Annotated in this window: 12 protein-coding genes; 5 read left to right on the forward strand and 7 right to left on the reverse strand. The window is 60.7% G+C overall.

Going from position 1 to position 15,488, the window contains the following annotated elements:
• Positions 1-128: 128 nt before the first annotated feature.
• From BLS13_RS11760 to BLS13_RS11780, 5 genes are all read right to left on the reverse strand, one after another.
• On the reverse strand, positions 129-1,430 hold the full coding sequence (locus BLS13_RS11760) for a spinster family MFS transporter (protein WP_093452340.1): 1,302 nt from the start codon (positions 1,428-1,430) through the stop codon (positions 129-131).
• A 209-nt stretch (positions 1,431-1,639) separates the two neighbouring features.
• Complete coding sequence (locus tag BLS13_RS11765; RefSeq protein ID WP_176943558.1) at positions 1,640-4,036, reverse strand: TonB-dependent receptor; 2,397 nt, start codon at positions 4,034-4,036, stop codon at positions 1,640-1,642.
• A gap of 144 nt (positions 4,037-4,180) precedes the next feature.
• The gene (locus BLS13_RS11770) at positions 4,181-4,501 is read right to left on the reverse strand and encodes a 2Fe-2S iron-sulfur cluster-binding protein (protein ID WP_256325838.1); all 321 of its coding nucleotides are present in this window, start codon (positions 4,499-4,501) and stop codon (positions 4,181-4,183) included.
• A 28-nt stretch (positions 4,502-4,529) separates the two neighbouring features.
• A complete protein-coding gene (locus BLS13_RS11775) occupies positions 4,530-5,801 on the reverse strand; it encodes a cytochrome P450 (protein ID WP_093452563.1) in 1,272 nt (423 codons plus the stop codon).
• A 77-nt stretch (positions 5,802-5,878) separates the two neighbouring features.
• Positions 5,879-6,628: an SDR family NAD(P)-dependent oxidoreductase gene (locus BLS13_RS11780; RefSeq protein WP_218123277.1), complete on the reverse strand. Its 750-nt coding sequence runs from the start codon at positions 6,626-6,628 to the stop codon at positions 5,879-5,881.
• A gap of 190 nt (positions 6,629-6,818) precedes the next feature.
• On the opposite strand from BLS13_RS11780, the gene BLS13_RS11785 reads away from it, so the two are divergent.
• Complete coding sequence (locus BLS13_RS11785; RefSeq protein ID WP_093452346.1) at positions 6,819-7,637, forward strand: SDR family NAD(P)-dependent oxidoreductase; 819 nt, start codon at positions 6,819-6,821, stop codon at positions 7,635-7,637.
• Between the two features lie 80 nt (positions 7,638-7,717).
• Here the strand turns inward: BLS13_RS11785 and BLS13_RS11790 are convergent, their stop codons facing one another.
• The gene (locus BLS13_RS11790) at positions 7,718-8,527 is read right to left on the reverse strand and encodes a TauD/TfdA dioxygenase family protein (protein WP_176943560.1); all 810 of its coding nucleotides are present in this window, start codon (positions 8,525-8,527) and stop codon (positions 7,718-7,720) included.
• A 406-nt stretch (positions 8,528-8,933) separates the two neighbouring features.
• On the opposite strand from BLS13_RS11790, the gene BLS13_RS11795 reads away from it, so the two are divergent.
• The 4 genes from BLS13_RS11795 to BLS13_RS11810 all read left to right on the forward strand — a co-directional run bounded on the left by BLS13_RS11795 (position 8,934) and on the right by BLS13_RS11810 (position 13,869).
• Positions 8,934-9,911, forward strand: a complete 978-nt coding sequence (locus BLS13_RS11795; protein ID WP_218123278.1) for an SDR family NAD(P)-dependent oxidoreductase — start codon at positions 8,934-8,936, stop codon at positions 9,909-9,911.
• A 319-nt stretch (positions 9,912-10,230) separates the two neighbouring features.
• Positions 10,231-11,094, forward strand: coding sequence for a nuclear transport factor 2 family protein (locus BLS13_RS11800; RefSeq protein ID WP_176943561.1), 864 nt, complete (start codon positions 10,231-10,233; stop codon positions 11,092-11,094).
• Between the two features lie 77 nt (positions 11,095-11,171).
• On the forward strand, positions 11,172-11,882 hold the full coding sequence (locus tag BLS13_RS11805) for a dienelactone hydrolase family protein (RefSeq protein ID WP_218123279.1): 711 nt from the start codon (positions 11,172-11,174) through the stop codon (positions 11,880-11,882).
• A 253-nt stretch (positions 11,883-12,135) separates the two neighbouring features.
• Positions 12,136-13,869 (forward strand): N-acyl-D-amino-acid deacylase family protein, encoded by a 1,734-nt coding sequence (locus tag BLS13_RS11810; protein WP_093452352.1) that lies wholly within the window; start codon positions 12,136-12,138, stop codon positions 13,867-13,869.
• A gap of 138 nt (positions 13,870-14,007) precedes the next feature.
• On the opposite strand, the gene BLS13_RS11815 is transcribed toward BLS13_RS11810, so the two are convergent.
• The gene (locus BLS13_RS11815) at positions 14,008-15,486 is read right to left on the reverse strand and encodes an aldehyde dehydrogenase (RefSeq protein WP_093452353.1); all 1,479 of its coding nucleotides are present in this window, start codon (positions 15,484-15,486) and stop codon (positions 14,008-14,010) included.
• Positions 15,487-15,488: the final 2 nt, after the last annotated feature.

The raw sequence follows: 15,488 nt of genomic DNA on the forward strand, positions 1-15,488 counted from the left end.
GTCAATGATAACTCAGGACCATCCTAACGCTTATAACTGAAATCCAACATGGATTCAGTGACCGAATTCAATAGCGTCTAATCGGAACTCTGCAGGCAACACTTTATCGTTCCGACTCCCCGCTCTTCTCAGTTCACGCGATCTTTCAGCGCAGTACGCAGCGCGATCACATAATGCCCGAACGACCATATAAGCATGACCGGCGTCACAAGAAGCGCGTAGCGCAAGCTTTCCTTGCCGAAGGTTGGCTCCAGAAGCGTGCTGGCAAGGCCGATCAGATAGGGGCCGACGCCCGTGCCGAGCAACGACGTGACAAGCAACGCGATCGCCACCGCGGTTGCCCGGCGATGCGGTTCGGCGAAGGATTGCACTGCCGTCATCGCAACGCTCGATCCGATGGCCCCGAAGAAGGTGTTGAGCGCTTTTAGCACGAGCACGATCCAGGCCTTCGGACTCAAGACCATCAGGAAGAACAGCGGCACGCAGATCGCGACCATCGCAGCGGGAAGCCAGAGCTCCCAACGCGCATCTCGGGGAAATAGCAAGGAGGCGAGCAGCCCGCCGAATATCGTGCCAACGACCGCGAAGGAGGCGGTGATGCCTCCGATCCAGGCACCGACTTCGACCATTCCCATCCCGAAGCTGCGCATGAGGAAGGTCGGCGCCCATACCGAAAAGCCCTGCGTACCAACCAGTGCGATCGATAGCGCGAGCACCAGATGCGTGAAGGATGACCGGCGCAGCAGTGTACTCACCGATCGAAGCGGGCTTTCGACGCTTTCTTTATGCAGGGCCGGGCGCGGTGGCTCTTTCAACGTGAAATATGTCAGCAGCGCTAGCGGCAGGCCCATAAGACCGACGATCTGCATCGCGGCGCGCCAGCCAAGATGCTGGCCGAGCGCCCCAATCAGCGCCATTCCTCCGGCGACGCCCACCGCGGCGCCGGCGTTGAAAAGGCCGATGCCGAGCGCACGCTTCTCGCGCGGAAAGATATCCCCGATCAGCGAATGCGCAGGCGGATGGCATCCGGCCTCACCGACCCCCACGCCCATGCGCGCCACGAAAAGCTGACCATAGCTCATCGCGAGACCGCTTAGCGACGTCATTGCGCTCCACAATGCGAGACAGACCGAAATGAGCTTCACGCGCGAATAGCGATCGGCGATCCAGGCCAGCGGAATGCCGAGAATGACGTTGAACAACGCGAAGGCAAATCCCGATACGACGCCTAGCTGTGCATCGGTGAGATGAAGGTCGTGCTTGATCAGCTCCATCAGGATCGAGAGTCCGATGCGGTCCATATAAGCGAAGCAATTGATCATGCCGAGTATTAACAGCGCATACCAACCCGCGCCGGTAATCTTGGCAACGGGCGCCTTTTGCGGTCGACCGACGCCTTCTCCTTCCTTTGCGCTCGACGTCTGCAACATTTCCTACTCCCTCAGTCGATCGCTTGTTCTGAATTCAGCATACACACGCACAATCCGGAATTCATAGCACGGATCAAATGGTTCGATCGCGGCGAACGATGCGATCAAGAGCTGAGAGCGCGGCGGTCAGGCCACCGTTTCAATGATAAAATCGGCAGGGCCGGGCCGCGACGGAATCGCAGCCCGGCCCTGTTCTCGTTTGACTTGCCTCACTCGCCGAAACGGAACCGGGCACGCACTCCGTAGGTCCGCGGACGCCCGACATAGCGGGCGTTGTAACCGAGCTGGTTGATCAGCGCGACGATGACCCCCTGGGTGAACTGGTTCGTCACGTTCGCGGCGAACAGGGATATGTCGACCGGCCGCTTGGCGACATTGCGCCAATCCAGGTTGAGATCGAGCTGCTTGACCGGGGTTGAACCGATCGTCGTCACCGAGGATGCATTGCTCGTGTAAGACGAGTTGTAGCGATATGCCGCAGAGAGTTCGACCACGCCCACGCTCTCGTCGACCGGCAGGGTAAATGTGCCGCCGATGTTGACGCCCCATTTCGGCGTGTACGGAAGCGGATCGCCCGCCACTGCCGAAGGAAGAACGATATTGTAGCCCGGGAAGGTCGCGGGCAGAGAGATCGTATTCAGCTTGCTGTTGATATAGGCCAAAGACCCGTTGACCCGGAACAACCGAGCGAACCGCAACGTGCCATCGAATTCGACGCCATAGATCCGCGCCTTGCCGGCGTTGAGGATCGAGGAAGCGTTCTGCCCCGTGACCGAATTCTGCAACCCGACCGAGAGCTGCGCCTTCGAGAGGTCAGAGTAGAAGCCTGCCAGATTGAGGTTACCCGAAACCGGCCCGCGTAGCGTCAGCTTCGTGCCGGCCTCGTAGTTGTCGACCTTCTCCGGGCCGAACACAGGCGACCCGGCAACCGCGAATGGCGTGACGGCGCCCTGGCGATATCCCCGCGAATAGGTTCCGTAGAACATCATGTCTTCGTTCGGGCTATAGGCCAGGTTCAGCGTCCATGTCGGCTTCTTGTCCGATGTCCGCGCCGAGAAGGTGCAACCTGGCGGCGTGAAGCTCACGCCGCAGCTCGTGACGGTCGGATTGACGAAGGCTCCGGTTGGCGAAACATACGTGAGGATGAAGCCGGTCGATTCACCCCGCGAGCGATCGTAGGTGTAACGGACGCCACCAGTCAGCTTCAGTTTCGGGGTCAGCGCGTAGGTCGCCTGAGCATAGGCCGCCATGTTGGTGAATGCGATCGAGCCATATTGCGGGGCGGCCCGCCCGCTCCTGCACAGCGAATTTTCGATCGTGGTGAAGCCGCTGATGAGGCACACGGCACCGACCGACGGCGACGTCGATGCGACCCGACTGCCGGGCGTGCTGTGCTCGAAGTACAGCCCCGCCTGATAGATCAGCCTGCTGTCCGAATTGCGGCCCTGGAGCTGCAATTCTTCGGTGAAGTTGTTCTGGTCGTTGGTATGGACGCCTTCCGGATGGAAGATTGCGCCGGTGGCGATATAGGCGTTGAGCGCGGGAACCAGGAAATTCGTCGAATAGGCCTGTTGCCGGACATCCTGGATATAGGTCGAATAGGACAGAATGTTCTTGATCGTGATGGTGTCGCTGGCTGCCAGCTTCGTCGTGTTGATGACCTGGAACTGCTTGGTGATCGCCTCCGGATTGTTGAGGTCCTGCTCGATCTGATATTTATCGCCGCTGGCGAGATAGCGCGCGATCTGTGGCTGCGCTTGCGTACTGAAGCCGATCCCCGGCGTGGGATTGGCCTGGAAAATCTGACCAGGGCTGCCATTGTTGTGCGAATGCAGATAGCTGACGATCGTGTAGTTTTCGAGATCGGGGGTCACATCGAGCACGAGACTACCCCGCACCGCGATATAATCGGTGTTGGCGAACTGGTGTGGCCCGATCCCCGAAACATTGTGCAGGAAGCCGTTAGCCTTCTGATAATCCGCGCCAATTCGCAGCCGCGCCCATGACGCGACCGGCACGTTGATCACGCCCTGCAACCGTCGCATATTGTAGTTGCCGTAGCTGCCCTCGACATACCCTTCGAGCTTGCCTGTCGGCTTGCGCGGCGTCAGGATCACCGCGCCGCCGGTCGTGTTGCGGCCGAACAAGGTTCCCTGCGGCCCCTTCAGAACCTGCACGTTCTGCAGATCGAAGAGGGTGCCTGGGCCCGCCCCGTCGCCGCCCGATACCGACGCGGCACCGCCCCGTGGGGACACGACCTCGCCGAAATAGGTACCGACAGTGGCCGACGTACGCTGAAGCTGCGAGAAACCGCGGATCGAGAAGCTCGCCTGCTCCGGCGAAAAGCGCGACTGGACGTTAAGACCGGGAACCACACGTGTGAGGTCCTCCGACGAGGTGATGTTCGCTTTGGTCAGCTGATCCTGGCTGACGACCGAGATCGAGATCGGCACGTCCTGCAGACGCTCCTCGACACGTCGCGCCGTCACGATGATGGTCTCTGCTGACGCGGATCCGTTGGCGGACTGCGCGAACGCCGGCGCATCTGCCAAGAACTGAATCGACGCTGTTGCGAGCAGCGCAACACGCAAATGAATGCTTTTCATGGTTCCATCTCTCCCCTGAATATTAAATAGATGATGCTCTCGCGGCATTCATGCTTATATTTTTTATTATTATCTTATTTTATTTAGGATAAGTCCTAAATTTGACACTAATAATATTAAAGTTCGGTGTTAATTATTATTAATTTAGCGATATTGCTTTTCTGGCATTCTCACCACCAAGCCATCCAATTTTTCGTTCATTTCAATCTGACAGGACAATCTGGCATTGGGATCTTCTTCATCGACATATTCAAGTAGAGCCAGCTCGTCCGCATGTGGCTTATCCATCTTCGCCGACCAGTCGGCATCGACATAGATGCGGCACGTGCCACACGTCGCGCTGCCACCGCATTCGGCGAGAAGGCCCGGAACACCGTTCTTCACCGCGTTCTCCATGATCGACCAGCCACATGTGGCATCGATCATGTGCGGCGTCCCGTCGCTTTCGATGTAGGTGATCTTCAAGGCTCGATTACCTCTGGCAAAAATTCGGTCAGGCCGCGGCAGTGAATGCGAGGTTGAGTTCCCTCAACCCGCGCACGATGTAACTCGGGGCATAATGGTAGGTCCGGCTTCCGGGCGGGCCATGCTGGGCCTCGTCGATCCGGATGTTCGACATGCGATCGAACATCCGCTCAAGGGTGACCTTCAATTCTGCGCGCGCCAGGGGTGCTCCGATGCAGGAGTGGATGCCCCTTCCGAAAGCGAGATGATCGCGCGCATTCTTGCGGTCGACCTGAAAGGCATTGGGATCTTCAAACTTGCGGGGATCGCGATTCATCGCGGCGATGCACATCATCACCGGCGTGCCGGGCTTCAACTCGACACCACCGACGGTTGCGTGAACCTTGGCGAGACGAAACCCGCTCTTGACTGCACTTTCCATCCGCAGGGTCTCTTCGGCGAAATTGGGGATCAGCGACCGCTCGGCGCGCAGCCGTTCCTGCAATGCCTGGTCCTCGCCCAGGAAATGCAACATCGCAGCCGCCACCCGCACCGTCGCCTCCTGACCGGCGGCGAAGAGGAATGCCGAAAGTTGGGCGACATCCGCCACCGGAGGGAGGGTGCCGTCGGGATATTTGGACAAAGCGAGATCGGTAAGCACATCCTTGCGCGGATTGCTGCGCCGATCCTCGATATACCGGACGAAATGCCCCTCGATCTTGGGCATCGGATTATCCTCCGGCGGCGGGACGCCGTCGAGCGAACCCGTCCGCATCCCCGAACTCGAAAATATCGCGCGAAACGCCTTGTGGTCGTCTTCGGGCACGCCAAGCAGATCGGCGATCACCAGGGTCGCAAACGGCAAGGCGAATTGCGAAATAACCTCGACCTTCCCGTCATCGATGAACTCATCGATCAGGCCATCCGCCAATTCCCACATGAACTTCTCGTTTTCCACGAGCCGTTTTGGCGAAAACAATCCCTTGAGCAGCGATCTCAGTCGGGTGTGATTGGGCGGATCGAAGGTAGAGATCATCCGGAAGATCATGTTGCCACCACGATGGCTCTCGATCAGGTCGGTGATGTCATCGCCTTCCGGCGTAAACGGCAACAAATTCGGTCCATACGCCGCATTGTAGGAAGAAAAGCGCTCCTCATTTCGGAAGATCGAGAGACCTTCATCATACCCCGTGACGGCCGCGACACCGCGCTGCGGCAGGCCCGCCACCGGCCCCTGGCTCCGAAGATATTCGAAATATGGGTGCGGATCATCGGGCAGGGATCTGTCGCTGAAGTAATCGACTTCCTCGAATCGTTTCATCTTCAGCTCCGAACCCATGACCACTTTCTCTTCCCGTTCAGTATCTTTCGAAACGCGCTCTTTCACGGAGCGAGCGTTCACGCGAGTCTTGCCGTCCAGCCGCCGTCGACGGGGATCACCGCACCACTCACATAGGAAGCCCGATCCGAAGCCAGGAACGCGGCGACCTCGGCAACCTCCTCGGGGCGACCGGCCCGCTTGAGCGTCGCCTTCTCGATGCCGAATCCGCCCGCCGTCGCGCCCATCCCCTCGGTCACGATCGCACCCGGACAGATTGCATTGACCCGGATACCCTGCGGTCCATATTCGATCGCGGCCGTCTTTGTCGCACCGATGACGCCGTGCTTGGCCGCCACATAGACCCCGGTCCTCGCGAAGCCGTTCATCCCGCCCGTCGACGACCAGTTGATGATGGAACCGCCGCCACTGCGCAACATTGCGCGGGCACCATGCTTGATCCCGAACAGAACGCCGCGAATGTTGACATCCATGGTGACATTGTAATCTTCCTCGGTCATCTCGTCGATGAGCTGCGGCCTACTGATGCCGGCGACGTTCAACATCACGTCGACCCGACCGAACGTGTCGAGCGCGGCAGCGATCATCGCCTCGATATCGGCTTCGCGGGTTACGTCGCAATGGACCGCCAATACGTCGGAACCAACCTCGGCCGCCGTGGTCTTTTCCGCGCCGCTGATGTCGGCAGCGACCACCTTCGCACCTTCACGGACGAAGATTCTTACCGCAGCCTTGGCCATACCCGAGCCCGCGCCGGTGATTACGGCAACTTTGCCTTCCAGCAGCCCCATCGTCTCTCCCTTTCTCATTTTCTTAATTCTTAATCTCACCGAATCATGACAATGTATAGCATGTATTTTCGCGAGCGAGCGTTACACCTTGTTTTTGGGGCGCCTGCCCGCTCTCACGCGGCCCGCAAACGTGGAATCGAATGCGCGAACCACGCCCACCCCAGCCAAGAAGGCCGGAAACAATCATACCGAATTGGGAGATCGACATATGAAAGGCTTAGAATCGCGCAAAAGCGCTGGCGGAAGACTGAAAGGCCGGGTTGCGATCGTGACCGGTGCAGGATCAAAGAGCTCGGACAGCGATTCCCTGGTGGGAACCGGGAAAGCCATCGCCGTGCAGATGGCGCGAGAGGGATGCGCCATACTGCTGGTAGATCGCCACGAGGATCGGGCGATCGAAACCCGCCGGATGATCGAGGAAGAAGGCGGCGAGGCCGCTGTCCTGGCGCTGGAGCTCACCGATCCGTCATCCAGCCAGCGGATAGCAAGTGAAGCGCTCAACCGCTTCGGCCGCATCGACATCCTCGTCAACAACGCCGCGGCTTATGCACAATCGAAGTTTCTCGAAACGACGCAGGAAGACGTGCAGGCGGTCGTTGCGGTAAACCTCATCGTCCCGCTGATGCTGTCCCAGGCGGTCATTCCCGCGATGATAAAGGCCGGCGGCGGATCGGTCGTCTATATCTCTTCGATCCTCGCAATGCGGGGACCCGGCCCGGTGGCTTATGCCGCTTCGAAGGCTGGGCTGATGGGCTTGGCCACCAGCCTCGCCAATAGTTTTGGAGAGAAAGGCATCCGCTTCAACTGTGTGGCGCCGGGGATGGTCGACACACCAGTGCGCCGGGCACTGATTGCGCGATCGGGCATCGACCTCTCCGCGAATCCGCGGTTCAGCGGCACCCCGTTGAATGTCCAGGGCGATGCCTGGGATGTTGCCCATACCGTAGCTTTCCTGTCGAGCGATGAAGGACGCTATCTCACCGGCCTGATGATCCCGGTTGACGGAGGCAGCACGACCCGGCTTTGAGGCGGGCCGCTCCGGCGGAGGGTGAAAGGGCATTTTTCAGCCGCCCAGCCGCTGTCGAAGTCTTGCGAGCGGCGCCCCTATCAGGCCGCACCAAGCTGCAACGCCGTGGCAAGCGGCTCGGTCCCTTCAACCGCGAAACGATGCATTCGCCGCCCGGAACTCAGATCGAATGGACGCACCCGGTGCATCGTGCCGGTATTATCCCAGATCACCACGTCGCGCGCTTTCCAGCGATGCTTATAGACGTATTTGTCCTGAGTCGTGTGCGCCAGCAGCCGCTGGAGCAACTCGTGGCTGTCGACGAAATGCATATCGACGATGTGCGACGCCGTCGCTCCAATGACGAGCGATCGGCGACCGGATTTGTGTCGCCATACAAGCGGCCGCACGCCGCGATGCCCCTGCCAGGTTTGGAAACGTTCCACCGACGGTTCCGGGACGGCATAATTATGCGCCGCCTTCATCGTGTGGACCACCTCGAGCGTCGACAGATACTCCTGCTCATCCAGCGGAAGATCCTCGAAGGCAGCATAGGTGTTGGCGAATTCGGTTTCGCCGCCCTCCGGTGCAACCACGCGCGCGGCCAGCAAGGTCGCAAAGGGCGGCATCTCGGTATAGGTGCCATCGACGTGCCAGAAATAGCTGCCCGGGATGTGGACGACCTCGAGCATTCCCTTATTCTCGTAGAGCGCGCCCTGCCGGACCTCGCCGATCGTCGCGGTCAGCGCGCGCAGCTGGTCGTCGTCGAAGTCGACGCCCCTTATCGCGATCACGCCCCGTCGGATCAGCAGCTCGCGAAACTCATCCGCATACGCCCCCTCCAGCAGCGCCTGGGGGTCGACCACGACCTCGGAACCGATCGCCGGCGTCAAATCAATGGTATTCAGCAAGACATCTCTCCACTGGACACGCCTCGCACGATCACGGGCACGCCCTTCCATCGAATCTACACTAACTGTTAGCATGGTTTCACACCGCTCCTCAACGGTGTCAATCGGCATTCGCCGTTTTCCTTCCCCAATTGCTTGAAATGCTTAGCTGCGACGAAATGAGATGCCCGCGTACGTCGGCCTCATTTCCCGGCCTGACGGACATCGGCATATCTCTACTGGGGGCATCACGCGTACATTGCCGTTGACACGGACATCGCAGCCGGCCTACCCATTTATAAGAACTATAGCACTAGATATTCACTTGCTGCCGCGGCGGCAGGGGGGCGAGGATATTTGCAGCCAACCGGCCACGAGCCGACTGCATCGTCGCGGTTCATTTCGGCAAGCAGCCAGGGAGAGGCGCGTGAAGATATCGTTTGAAGGTCAGGTCGCGGTGGTTACCGGCGGCGGCGGCGGCATCGGCCGAGTCCAGGCGCTGGAACTGGCGCGGCGCGGCGCCTCCGTGGTGGTCAATGACGTTGGCGGGCTGGACCGGCCCGAAGGCCCTTCCGCCGACGACGTCGTTGCCGAAATCCTGGCCGAGGGCGGCCGAGCGGTGGCTTCGCACGATTCGGTTGCAACGCCAGAGGGAGGTAAGGCAATCATCGATTGCGCGCTGGATAATTTCGGAACGGTCGACGCCATTCTGCACTATGCCGGCACCTGGCGCAGCGTCCTCTATGAAGAGATGACGATCGACCAGCTTGACCCGGTGCTCGACGTCCATCTCCGCGGCGCATTCTTCGTCACCCAGCCGGCATGGGAGATCATGAAGGCAAAGGGCTATGGTCGTATCGTGCTCTGCAGCTCCAGCACCGGCGTGTTCGGGCGGCGCTTCGGCAGCAATTATTCGGCGGCGAAGGCCGGTCTTATGGGGCTTGGGCGGACCCTCGCGCTCGAAGGGCGCCAATATGGTATCCTCGCCAACTGCCTCATGCCGATCGCCCGATCCAGCGTGCAGAAATATCAGGCGTCATTTCCGCCGGCGATGATGGAGGACTATAAGGTGACCGGCCTTCCGCGCCCGATCCCGGAGGAAGCGACCACCGAACGGTTGGTGCCGCTGCCGACCTATCTGGCGAGCAGTGCCTGCACCGTTTCCGGCGAGTCTTTCTCCGGCGGCGGTGGTCGCTACGCACGCGTCTTCGTCGGCGTCACTGACGGTTGGCTCAGCGAGCGTGACTCCTGCCCCACTGCGGAGGACATCGCCGACCATCTGGACGAGATCGAGGATCGCAGCTCGTTCCTCGTCCCAAATTCGATCTACGATGAACTCCGCTCGATCGCCGAGCGGATCGCCAAACGCGATGGAACCGAATTGCCGACGGTAGCGGCAAGCTAAGCCCTATCCGGAGCAAGGGGGCGCCCACCTCATCGTCCTGAGACGCCGAAAACTCCTGAATGGACGTTGGCCCGGATCGGGCGGGATTTGCGATCAGGAACCGCGCCACGCAATCGGCCTGGCTGCGGCAAACGAGGTGGGCGACTGACCCGAACCGTCAGGTGAACCTGGCCATCGCCTCGTGACGCGGGCAGGAAAAATTGCACCGGTAACGGGCGAGTATTTCGCGCAACGAGATGCTAGAGCAGCGAACTGGATCATAGAGAGGAAAGATAAAATGGCCCAGGCGAACGCACAATCGCTGAGTGAAGAAGCGGTCATGCATGCATATTTGGCCAAACGTGCCGGCGATCTCAGCTGGCGTCATATCTTCGCGGAATTCACGCAGGACCCATATCAGATCGCCGAGACACTCGCGACAGGCGCGCCGATCGCCTGGACCCTGGCGCTGCCGTCCGAAGCCCATGGCGGCGCATATCGTTTCCGCACCGGCGTCACGATCGAAGAAGTTCGTCAGCGCTATGAGGAATTGCGCAGCGACCTCGAGATCCACGGTTGGGAGCCGATGCTCGAGATCCGTACCGGCTGGTACATGATGTCCCAGGGCATTTCGCAGCTCAAGATCGCCGCAACCGGGGAAATGCGAAAAGGCGAAACCGTCGTGATGTTCCCCGTCGGCGTTGACGGTATCCTCGGCGAGCTGCAGGTCGGCACCGTGGGACGCATGCCGGATGGCACGGAACCCGCCGAAGAGGGTCGCCTGCCGTTGCGCCGCATGGCCGTGCTGGCCGAACATGAAGACTATATCGCAGCGCTGCGTGCGGAGGACGTCGATCGCATCGTCGCCGCGCACATGGATGACGCGGCGATTGCCATCCGTAACTACCTTACCGACGAATCGAGCCTGCTCAACGTCGCAGGGCATGCGGCGATCAGGGACCATTATACGCGGTTGTTCGCAAAGTATCGCGTGCTCGACGTGCAACTCGTGAACCGGGTCGCCGAGAGCTGGTACATCTTCGCCGAGCTGCAATGGAAGGTCGAAGAGCGGAGTTCGGGCCGGACGCTGGCCTTCTGCACGGCAGATCTCAACTCGATCGACCCCGATCGGAAATATTGGGTGCGCACCGGCGCGGGAACGGACCCGGTCGAGGCCCGCGAGCATCCGCTGCCCACCATGTGACCCTCGACCGGACGAATGCGCAGATTATGCGTCAACGTCCAGATCATTGATTGATTCATATTCAGGAGAAGTTTGGAATGTCTGGTACCCATACGGTCGATAGCAGCGGCTCGCAAATGAAGATCTACGAGGTGAAGCCGGACGGAACGCCGAAGGGTGCCGTCATTGTCATCCAGGAAGCCTTCGGGATCACCGATCACATCATGGACATTTGCAAGCGCCTCGCCGCGGAAGGCTATGTCGCGGTTGCCCCGCACATGTTCCACCGCACCGGCGACCCGCTGATCCCCTACGACAAGATGCCGGAGGTCGTGCCCCATATCATGAAGCTCAACCGGGCCGACATCGAATCGGACCTTAAGGCGACGCTCGATTTCCTTGCCGCGGCCGGCTTTTCGGGCAGGCAGGTTGCGATCATCGGATTCTGCATGGGCGGTACAATCTCGTTCTTCGCCGGTGCCGAATGGGCGCTGGGCGCCGCGGTCACCTTTTACGGTGGCGGTATCGCGCAGGGTCGCTTCGGTCTGCCCGCGTTGGTCGATCAGGCGCCGTCTCTGAAAACCCCCTGGCTCGGCAATTTCGGAGATCTCGATCAGAGCATCCCTGTTGCCGAAGTCGATGCCTTGCGCGAAGCCGCCGCCAGCGCCGCTGTCGATACCGAGGTGAACCGGTATCCCGAAGCCGATCACGGCTTCCACTGCAACGATCGCAGTTCGTTCAACGCCGCGTCTTCGAAGGATGCGTGGGCGAAGACGGTGCAGTTCCTCGACGCCCACGTCCAAAGCTGATCGGCGCACCGCAAGCGGCCCCGCTCTGGATGCCATCATCCGGAGCGGGGGTTCGACTCGCCGAAGCCTAAGATCATCCGGCGAACGTGGCGGTGAAGCTTCGCAAAGTTCCCGGGGGGCGGGTTGCCGACCGCTCAGCCTCATCGATCGCGCTTGATACCGTCCGTCAATCCGCTAGAGGATTATATTATTAGGGCTGTGGATCCGGAGTCGTGGCGCGGCCGGATCCGTTATAGGTGGAGGAAATTTTCCCATGTCGAACATCACCGCCGATCTCATCATACGCAATGGCCTGATCGTGAATGGTACGGGCGGCGAGCCCTATAAGGGAGACGTCGCGATCAAGGACGGCAAGATCGTCGAGGTCGGCACGGTCAGCGGATCCAGCAAGGAGGAAATCGATGCCACCGGCTGCATCGTGACCCCGGGCTTCGTCGACCTTCACACCCATTATGACGGTCACGTCCTGTGGGACACGCATCTGAAGCCGTCTTCGAACCACGGTGTGACGACCGCGCTGATCGGCAATTGCGGCGTCGGCTTTGCCCCGTGCAAGCCCGAGACGCGGGCTGTGATGCTGAACTTCATGGAAGGCGTCGAAGACATCCCCAAGGAAGTGATGGAGGCCGGCCTCCCGTGGAATTGGGAAACATTCCCCGAATATCTCGATGCCGTGGCCGCGCGTCACCTGGACATGGATGTCGCCGCGCATATCGGCCATATCCCGCTGCGCGCGTATGTGATGGGTGAGCGCGGGATCCATCGCGAGGCCGCCAGCCCCGAGGAAATCGAGAAGATGGGCAAGATCGCCGAGGAGGCGGTTCGCGCCGGGGCGATCGGTTTTTCAACATCGCGCACCTCGCATCACCAGAGCCGCGATGGCTGGAAACCCGCCAGCCTTGACGCGACCGAGGCGGAACTGGTTGGCATCGCCAAGGGGGTTCAGCGCGGTGGTGGCGGGGCCATCCAGCTGATCACCGATTTCGGCGACCATGAGGGCGAATTCGGGTTGATGGAGTCGATGGCGCGCGAGTCCGGCTGCTCGGTCTCCTTCACGATGACGCAGAAAGACGACAATCTGAAGCGTCACGTCAAGACGATGGAGATGATCGAGAAGGCCAATGACGAAGGGCTGGAGATCCGAGGCCAGGTGCTGAGCCGCCCGACAACCACCATCTTCGGACTGTCGGTGTTTGGACACCCGTTCGCGTTCTGCCCGAGCTATCAAAAGATCGCTGATCTGCCGTTGCCCGAGCGGGTGGCGGAAATGCGGAAGCCCGAAGTTCGCAAGGCGATCCTCGACGAATTCCCCACGATCACCGACCATCGTGCGTCGAAAGCCTATACGATGCTCGAGCGGATCTATGAACTCAGGGAGGTCGAACCCGAGCTCGAGCCATTCCCCGAAAACAGCCTTACCGGAATGGCCGAAAAGCTTGGTATTCCCGCCAAGGAATATGCCTATGAGCGGCTGATCGCTGACGAGGGGCTGACGATGTTCATGCTGCCGTCGACAACGATGGTCGATCAGGCGATGGATGCCATCGAAAAGATGATGAAGCACCCCCACACGGTGCTGGCGCTGGGCGATGGCGGCGCACATTCCACGCAGATCTGCGACGCGAGCGCACAGTCGTACATGATTACCCGCTGGATCAAGGGCCGCCACGGGCGCTCGGTATCGCTGCCCGAGGGCATCAAGATGATCACCCTCGATCCGGCGATCACCGCCGGCATGCTCGACCGCGGCGTTATCGAGGTGGGCTACAAGGCCGATCTCAATGTGATCGACCTCGACAACTTCACGCTTTACCGGCCGTTGCTGGTCAAGGATCTGCCGGCCGGCGCAGGGCGGGTGGTCATGCCGACGAAGGGCTATCGCGCCACGATCGTCAGCGGCGAGATTACCCGTCGGGACGATAAGGAGACCGGCCACCTGCCGGGTCGCCTTATCCGCGGACGCCAACCTGCACCGAAGGCGGCTTAACACCGCGCAGCCAGGCCGCGACGCGCTCCTGTCAAGCGCGTCGCGACTTGCTCGCCTAGGAATCCCAGGTGCGGGCCGGGGCAAAGGCGCCCCGGCCCCTAACTTGGGTCACCTCTTTCAATCGTGGGCGGGCCGCCCCTACAGCTTTGACGGCATGGCATCGAGCAGCAGCAATTTGGCCTCGAGGAACGGCAGCAGCCCTTCCGTCCCGCCTTCGCGCCCGATCCCCGATTGCTTGAAGCCGCCGAAGGCGATGTTGCAGTCCCACCGCAGCGAATTATGCCCCACGGTGCCCGACCGCAGTTCGCGCGCCGCGGCGTAGGCGCGGTCGATGTCGTTGGTGAAGACCGATGAATTGAGCCCGTAGATCGTGTCGTTCGCGAGCGCGATGGCATTGGCTTCGCTGTCGGCGGCGATCACGCTGAGAACGGGGCCGAAAATCTCTTCCTGCGCGATGGTCGATTGATTATCGACATGTCCGAACACGGTCGGCTCGATATAATAGCCGCGGTTCAGATGCTTCGGCCGCCCGCCGCCGGTTGCGAGCGTGGCGCCTTCGGCCTTGCCCCTGGCGATGTAGCCTTCGACGCGATCGCGCTGACGCTCCATCGCCAGCGGTCCCATCTGGCTGGTGGCGTCGAACGGGTCGCCGACTTTGGTGTCACCGAACGACTGGCTGAGCGCATCGACCAGCGCATCATGGCGATCCCGGGTCACGATGATCCGGGTGAGCGACGAACAGACCTGACCGGTCATCAATCGCGCGAGGCGCGCGATCGTGTTCGCCGCCACTTCGACATCATAATCGTCCAGGATCACCGCCGCCGATTTCCCGCCGAGCTCGAGCGTGCAGCGCGCGATCCGTTCGCCACAGGCCGAAGCGATCCGACGCCCGGCGGCGGTCGACCCGGTGAAGGTCACCTTATCTACGCCGGGATGACGGACCAGCTTTTCGGACACCTCCCGCTCGGCCGTGAGCACATTCACGACGCCCGGCGGCAGACCGATCTTTTCGCAGATTTCCGCCAGCACATAAGCCGTGCCAGGCGCTTCGGGGGAAGGCTTTACGATCACGGTACATCCCGCGATCAACGCCGGCGCAATCTTATAGGCGATTGTCGAGGCGGGGCCATTCCAGGGGATGATCGCCGCGACGACGCCAACCGGCTCGCGCACGAGCAGTCCGACATTTCCGCTCCCCGGCCCCGGTTGGCGCTGTTCGATGAACGGAAATGTGCCGGCGAGATCGGCATAATAATTATAGATGCTCGCCACGCCTTTCGCGCCCATCTTCGCCATGCCGTGGAGAAACCCCGACTCGACCGTCCAGATCAATGCGGTGTCTTCGGCGCGCGCATCCATCTCCGTCGCAATCGCTCTGAGATATTGCGCCCTCTCCGCATGACTGAGGCGGGGCCAGGGCCCGGTATCGAACGCCTTTCGCGCAGCAGCGACGGCGCGATCAACATCTGCTTCCTGGGCCTCGGCGACGCTACCGAACAGCTCTTCGGTGCCACTATCGATGACGTCGATCATGCTCGAGGTGGACGGACTGATCCACTCCCCTCCAAAGAACAGCTTACCCGGGTGCTTCAAGGGCATTGTGATGGTCGACATCG

The organism is Sphingomonas sp. YR710 (assembly GCF_900101455.1).
Lineage (GTDB): Bacteria > Pseudomonadota > Alphaproteobacteria > Sphingomonadales > Sphingomonadaceae > Rhizorhabdus.